Below are 5941 nucleotides of genomic sequence, written 5' to 3'. Positions count from 1 at the left end.
ACCCCCCCCTCCCCCCCCCCCCCCCCCGCGGGCCCCCGCCCGCCGTACCAAATCACCCGCCGCGCCCTCTACCGCGGCGACTTCCGTGAAGTGGGCGCCACCGGCTCGCTGCGCGTTCTCGAACGTGTCCGCTGAATCCGGTCCGCGGGCGCGGGGCGTGCCCGCCGATCCCGACCGGAGCTTCGGACTCCGGCGCTCGGCGCAGGCGGCGTGAGCGGACGGGGATTCCGGTCGTGGTCCGCGGGGCGGTACCGGCTCAGACCCCGACGCCCACCGGCGCCGGGAGGGTGAGTACGCGGAAGAGCCCGTTCGCGGGGGTGGTCCGCGACAAGGCGTCGGCGGCCAGCACGACGGCCGCGGCCGTCCAGGTGGTCCGTTCCTCCGGCCAGCGCTTGCCGTCGGCGAAGACCAGTCCGGTCCAGTAGGATCCGTCGCTCTCGCGCAGGTGCTGCATGGCCGCGAACAGGCGGTGCGCGCGGTCGGCGTCGCCGATGGCGTCCAGCGCGAGCACCAGCTCGCAGGTCTCCGCGCCGGTCACCCACGGGCGGTCGGCCACACAACGGATGCCGATGTTGCCGACCACGAACTCGTCCCAGCGCGCGTCGATGCGGGCCACCGCGGCCGGTCCGCGCAGCGCACCGCCGAGCACCGGATAGTACCAGTCCATCGAGTAGCGGTCCTTGGGCGCGAACGACTCCGGCCGCGACCGCAGCGCCTCGCCGAGCCTGGCCTGCGCCACCGCCCACTCCGGGTGCGGGTCGCCCACCGCCTCGGCCAGCGCGACAGCGCAGCCGAGGCTGTGGTGGATGCTCGAACAGCCGGTGACCAGCGCCTCGGCCATCGGTCCGCCGTCGCGGGCCGCCCAGGGGATCCGGCCGTCCGGTCCGGCCTGGGCCAGCACGTATTCGACGCCCGCCCGCACCGTCGGCCACATCTGCGCGGCGAACGCCGTGTCGCCGGTGCACAGGGTGTGGTGCCAGACGCCGGTGGCGAGATAGGCGCAGAAATTGGTCTCGGCGTTGGCGTCCTCGACCACCCCGGCGCGGAACTGCCTCGGCCAGGAGCCGTCCGGCCGCTGGGTCTGCGCCGACCAGCGGTAGGCCGCCTGCGCCTCGGCGCGGAATCCGGTGACCGTGAGCGCCATGGCCGATTCCACGTGATCCCACGGGTCGGTGTGCCCGCCGGGGAACCAGGGGATCGCCCCCGAGGGTTCCTGGGCGGCCGCGATCGACTCCCCGGTCCGCAGGCACTGCTTGCGCGTCAGCGCCAGCGGCACGCTCGGCAGGTCAGACGACCGCACGTTGCACCGCCGGCTTGGCGAAGTACAGCGCGACGCTCTTGCCGATGAGCGGGTCGAGCAGCCGCTCCGCCACCCTGGTCAGGGCGGGGCGTTTCATCATGTCCCACACCAGCATCCGGTGGTAGGCGCGCACCAGCCTGCTGGTTTCGTTGTTCACCCCGACCGCGCACTTGAGCCACCAGTACGGCGCGTGCAGGGCGTGCACGTGCTCGCGGCGCACGAACCGCAACCCGCGGCAGGCGATCTTGTCGCGCAGCTCGTCGGCGCGGTAGATGCGCACGTGGCCGCCCTCGTTGCTGTGGTACTCGGTCGACAGCGCCCAGCACACCCGCTCGGGCAGCCAGCGCGGCACCGTCACCACCAGGTCGCCGCCCGGCTTCAGCACCCGCGCCAGCTCGGCGATCGCCTGATCGTCGGCGGGGACGTGCTCGAGGATCTCCGAGGCGATCACGATGTCGAAGTGGTTGTCCGGGTAGGGCAGTGCCAGCGCGTCGCCCCGCACGGTCTGCGCTCGCGCGCCCTCGGGCGCCTCGCCCTCGGCGGCCATGGCCTCGAACATGGCCCGCACACCGGCAAGGTCCTCGGCGTTCTGGTCGAAGGCGATGATGTCGGCGCCGCGCCGGTAGGCCTCGAAGGCATGTCTGCCCGCGCCGCACCCGACGTCGATCACCCGCGTGCCGGGGGCGATGCGGAGACGGTCGAAGTCAACGGTCAGCACGGTCTGATCCTCCTGTGTGCCCTGGATTCGGTGGTGGTGCGATGCGGCGGTCCGCCTCGCGCGCGGACCCGTCGCGAGCGGCGATTACCGGACGCTCTTCGCGCGGTCGACGGCGCGCCGGTACACCTCGGTGGTCTGCGCGGCCACCGACTCCCAGCTGAACACCGACAGCGCGCGCTCGCGCCCGGCCCGCGACATCTGCGCCCGCCGCAGCGGCGCGTCCAGCAGCGCGCCGAGTGCGGCGGTGAGCTCCTCGACGTCGCCCGGTGTGATCAGGTCGGCGCACACGCCGGGCTCGCCGACGACCTCGGGCAGCGCGCCCGCCCGGCTCACCACCAGCGGGGTACCGGAGGCCATGGCCTCCACGGCGGGCAGCGAGAAACCCTCGTACATCGAGGGGATGCAGGCGATCTCGGCCGAGGCCAGCAGTTCGGCCAGCTCGTCGTCGCTGAGCCCGGAGCGCACGGTGACGATGTCGGACAGGCCGAGCTCGGCGATCAGCTTCTCGGTCGGGCCCTCCGGTTCCAGCCTGGCGACCAGCTGCAACTCGATCCGGTGCGTGGCGCGCAGCCGCGCGCAGGCGCGCAGCAGATGCGAGACGCCCTTGAGCGGCTTGTCGGCGCTGGCCACCGCCACGACGCGCCCGGACACCCTCGGGCGGGGGCGCGGGGCGAACAGTTCGGTGTCCACGCCGAGCGGAACCACCCGCAGCTGGGCGGGATCGACGCCGAAGTCGGCGACGATGTCGGTGGCCGAGGAACTGGAGACGGTGAGCAGGTCGGGGATGCGCCGCGCCACCCGCTTCTGCATGCCGAGGAAGCCGTACCAGCGGCGCACCAGCGGTTTGCGGCGCAGCGGGGCGGCGGCCAGGTCGACAGCGAGGTCGCGGGTGATCGGGTGGTGCACGGTGGCGACCACGGGCAGATGCTTCGCGATGTCGAGCAGCCCGCTGCCGAGGCACTGGTTGTCGTGCACAACGTCGAACTCCTGCGCGCGGCCTGCCAGCAGCCGCGCGGCGCGCATGCTGAAGGTGCGCGGTTCGGGGAAACCCGCCGTCCACATGGTGGCCACCTCGAGCACGTCGATGTGGTCGCGGATCTCCGAGAACCGGGGTGTGCGGAACGGGTCGGGCTCGCGGTAGAGATCGAGGCTTGGCACCTCGGTCAGGCGCACCCTCGGGTCGAGCTGCTCGGGATACGGTTGCCCGGAGAAGACTTCCACCTCGTGACCGAGCTCGGCCAGCCCCGCGCTGAGCTTACGGACGTAGACGCCCTGTCCGCCGCAGTGTGTCTTGCTCCGGTAGGACAGCAGGGCGACGCGCACGGTATCAATGTCCTTCCCCGGCCGGTACGGCCAGCTTGGCGGCGAGGCGCTCGAGGTAGGCCCGTACCTGCTCCTCGGGCTTATCGGGCAAACCGTACAGTACGTCGGTCACGCCCGCAGCGGCCCAATCCGCGAGCCGCCCGGCGTCGGGTTTGATGTCGAGGGCGACCACGCGCGGCTCGCCCTCGCGGCCCGCCTCGCGCCAGATCTGTCGCAGCAGCGCCAGCCGCCCGGTGATGTCGGTTTCGCCCGGGGTGGTGATCCAGCCGTCGGCCGACTTGGCGATCCAGCGGAAGGTCTTCTCGGTCCCGCCCGCGCCGATGAGCACCGGCACGTTCCGGCGCACCGGTTTGGGCCACGCCCAGCTCGGCCCGAACGACAGGAACTCCCCGGAGTACTCGGCCTCGTCGTCGCGCCACAGCGCCCGCATGCCCTCCAGGTACTCGCGCAACACGGTGCGCCGCTTGTTCGCCGGCACGCCGTGGTCGGTGAGTTCGTCGGTGTTCCAGCCGAACCCGGCGCCAAGCAGCACCCGGCCGCCGGAGAGGTGGTCCAGCGAGGCGATGGTCTTGGCCAGCGTGATCGGGTCGCTCTCGGTGGGCAGCGCCACCGCCGTGGCCAGCTCGATGCGCTCGGTGACCGAGGCGGCCGTCGCCAGCGCCACCCACGGGTCGAGGGTGCGCATGTAGCGGTCGTCCGGCAGGGTGGCGTCACCGGTGCCGGGATGGGCGGCCTCGCGCTTGACCGGGATGTGGGTGTGCTCGGGGACGAAGAAGGAGTGGAAGCCGTTGTCCTCGGCGGCCCGCGCCGCCGCGGCGGGGGTGATCCCGCGGTCACTGGTGAAGAGAACGATGCCGTAGCGCATGGTCGCTGCCTTGTCTGTGCGTGCTCCGGCCGGGGAGACCGGTCGATCGGGTCCGTCGGTTCGTCCGGGTTCAGGCCTTGTCGAGCGCGGCGGTGACGACCGCGTCCAGCCCCTCACCGGGTTCGGAACCCAGGTGCGCGCCGAGCAGGGCGGCGGCCTCGCGCAACTGCCGCGGGGTCAGTTCCTCGTTGTGCAGGGCGGCGCCGACCTGGATGCCGGCCACGTCGAACAGCCCGCCCGCGGCCAGCGCGCCGAGCAACAGCAGCCTGCGGTCGCGCAGGGTGAGCCCCGGCCGCGACCAGATGCAGGCGAAGAGGTGGTCGGCGGTGAGGGCGAACAGCTCGTCGGGGCCGTCGGCGAAGTCGAAGCCGTAGACCTCGCCCATTCTGGCCAGCCCGCGCGCCCTGGTCTCCGAGAGCGGCCGCGCCCGCTCGGCCCCGCTCACGACCGCGCGCCCGGTGCGGGGAGGCGGCGGGCCGGACAACGACTGGTGGACGTACGCCGCATGCGTGGCTCCTCGAACTCGATCGTGCGAACGGTCTGCCGCGGCCGGTGCGGCGGCCTGTTCCGGGGTGTCTGGACAGGTGTTCGGAATATAGTCCGACTCGATCGCGGATAGCAAGAACGTGTTCTCGTTCTGCTCGCCAACGCTACCCCGGCCTCCGGCGGTTCACCGACTGTTCGCGGTGGTTGCCGCGGGTGCGGGTGGCGGCTCAGGCGGTGCCCGCCGCGCGCCGTTCGTCACGGAGGGTCTCCAGCAGCCGCAGCCAGATCTCGCTGATGGTGGGGAAGGCGGGCACCGCGTGCCAGAGCCGGTCGATCGGCACCTCGCCCGCGACGGCGACCGTGGCCGAGTGCAACAGCTCGGCCACCCCCGGACCGGCGAAGGTGGCCCCGACCAGCACGCCAGGGGGCGGGTCGACGAGCATGCGCGCGCGGCCGCGATAGCCGGGGTCGTACTGCCGCGCGCCGGAGACCTGCCCGAGGTCGTAGTCGACCGCCTCGACCTCGAGCCCGGCGCGCGCGGCCTGCTCGGCCGTCGGGCCGACGGCGGCGATCTCCGGGTCGGTGAAGACCACCTGCGGCACCGCCACGCCGTCGGCGGTGCCCGCGTGCGGTCCCCAGGCGGTGGCGTCGACGGCCTCGCCGCGCGCCCTCGCGGCGATGACCGCGCCCGCGACGCGGGCCTGGTACTTGCCCTGATGGGTGAGCAGCGCCCGGTGGTTCACATCGCCCACCGCGTACAGCCATTCGCCGTGCACACCGGTCGCGGTGTAACTGTCGTCGGTGTCGATCCATCGGCCGGGGTCGAGGCCCACGGTCTCCAGGCCGATGTCGTCGGTGCGCGGCGCGCGGCCGGTGGCGAAGAGCAACTCGTCGGTGATCACATGACTGCCGTCGCCGAGCGTCACGTCCACCCGATCGCCCGCGCCGCCTGCGCGCTCGACGGACCGGACCGTGACGCCGAACCGCAGATCGACCCCGGCCTCCCGCAGTCGCTCGGCGACGAGGTCGGCGGCGAAGGACTCGAGGCGCGGCAGCAGGCGCTCGCCGCGCACCAGCACGGTCACCCGGGAGCCGAGACCCCGCCAGGCGGTCGCCATCTCGGTGGCGACGACCCCGCCGCCGACCACCACCAGCCTGCCGGGCGGCTTCCCGGCGCTGGTCGCCTCGCGGCTGGTCCAGATCCGCACGGAATCGATCCCGGGCAGCTGTGGCACCGCCGCGCGCGAGC

6 protein-coding genes are annotated in these 5941 nt (G+C 73.1%); all 6 read right to left on the bottom strand.

Annotated features, from left to right (window positions below):
* Window positions 1-256: 256 nt before the first annotated feature.
* Window positions 257-1300, bottom strand: a complete 1044-nt coding sequence (locus QH283_RS11185) for a prenyltransferase (protein WP_280502943.1) — start codon at window positions 1298-1300, stop codon at window positions 257-259.
* On the bottom strand, window positions 1287-2018 hold the full coding sequence (locus tag QH283_RS11180; RefSeq protein ID WP_280502942.1) for a class I SAM-dependent methyltransferase: 732 nt from the start codon (window positions 2016-2018) through the stop codon (window positions 1287-1289). The genes QH283_RS11185 and QH283_RS11180 overlap by 14 nt, the downstream gene beginning before the upstream one ends.
* A gap of 84 nt (window positions 2019-2102) precedes the next feature.
* Window positions 2103-3341, bottom strand: a complete 1239-nt coding sequence (locus QH283_RS11175; protein ID WP_280502941.1) for a glycosyltransferase family 4 protein — start codon at window positions 3339-3341, stop codon at window positions 2103-2105.
* 4 nt (window positions 3342-3345) lie between these two features.
* A complete protein-coding gene (locus tag QH283_RS11170) occupies window positions 3346-4206 on the bottom strand; it encodes an LLM class F420-dependent oxidoreductase (RefSeq protein ID WP_280502940.1) in 861 nt (286 codons plus the stop codon).
* A 70-nt stretch (window positions 4207-4276) separates the two neighbouring features.
* A complete protein-coding gene (locus tag QH283_RS11165) occupies window positions 4277-4591 on the bottom strand; it encodes a carboxymuconolactone decarboxylase family protein (RefSeq protein WP_280502944.1) in 315 nt (104 codons plus the stop codon).
* A gap of 328 nt (window positions 4592-4919) precedes the next feature.
* A partial coding sequence (locus tag QH283_RS11160) for an FAD-dependent oxidoreductase (RefSeq protein ID WP_280502939.1) occupies window positions 4920-5941 on the bottom strand: 1022 nt, incomplete at its 5' end.

The organism is Nocardia farcinica (assembly GCF_029867845.1).
GTDB classification, from domain to species: Bacteria; Actinomycetota; Actinomycetes; order Mycobacteriales; family Mycobacteriaceae; genus Nocardia; species Nocardia farcinica_A.
The sequence above is the reverse complement of the archived record's forward strand: the minus strand, read 5'-3'. Positions and strand labels throughout refer to the sequence as shown.